Raw genomic sequence first — 917 nt, forward strand, 5'->3', positions numbered from 1 at the left:
AACTACCCAGTGCCCAAGTATATGAACCAGAAGGTATGTGAAAACCTGCTGAATAAAATGGTCGCTTAAGTAAAGCAAGTAAGTCTAAGCATAGACTATTGACAAAGGACTAATAAAACGGCATAGTCTCGCGTCATTTTTATATGAACTGGGATCGAGCACTTTTCAGCAACATCAAGTGTAAGCGCTCCCAGTTAATTTTTTAGTAATCCGCGAAATTTAGGAGCAACACGGTGGCCAACTCCCCATCTTCAAAAAAGCGCGCGCGTCAGCAAGAGAAACGCCGCCAACACAATGCTAGCCAACGTTCAATGGTTAGAACTTACATCAAAAAAGTAGACGCTGAAATTGCTGGCGGAAACTACGATAACGCACAAGCAGCTTTCCTAACTGCTCAGCCAATTATCGACGGCATGGTAAACAAGGGTATCTTCCCTAAAAACCGCGCCGCTCGCATCAAGAGCAACCTGAACGCACAAGTTAAAGCCCTTAAAGCTTAAGCTTCGCTCTCAGGCATAAAAAAACCGGCAAACGCCGGTTTTTTTATGCCTGAAGTTTAGCATCTCAAAGCAACACAAGATTATCACGATGAATAAGCTCAGCTTCATGGCAAAAGCCTAGAATCGATAAGATTTCGTCACTCGACTTACCTAGAATCCTCTTCGCATCTGGCGCATCATAATTTACTAAGCCTCGCGCAAATTCCCTGCCAGAACTATCTTTGCACGAGACCATATCACCACGCTTGAAACGACCACTTGCCGAAACAACCCCGACAGACAGTAAACTTTTACCACCACGCTCTAGCACTGCCACAGCCCCATCATCAAGCACCAAATTACCTGCTGTCTGGAGATGCCCTGCCAACCATTGCTTACGCGCAACTTGTCTTGAGGTTGAAGGCAGCATCATAGTAC

2 protein-coding genes are annotated in these 917 nt (G+C 45.4%); one reads left to right on the forward strand and one right to left on the reverse strand.

Features of this window, described 5'->3' with window-relative positions:
• Window positions 1–233 precede the first annotated feature (233 nt).
• Entirely contained in the window at window positions 234–500 is a 267-nt protein-coding gene (rpsT, locus tag A3757_RS23150) for a 30S ribosomal protein S20 (protein WP_068511686.1), read from the forward strand.
• A 64-nt stretch (window positions 501–564) separates the two neighbouring features.
• Here rpsT and A3757_RS23155 read toward each other — a convergent pair.
• Window positions 565–917, reverse strand: a 353-nt coding sequence (locus A3757_RS23155) for a PUA domain-containing protein (RefSeq protein ID WP_369819599.1), incomplete at its 5' end; no start/stop codon positions are given.

The sequence above is a fragment of the Oleiphilus sp. HI0117 genome (assembly GCF_001635235.1).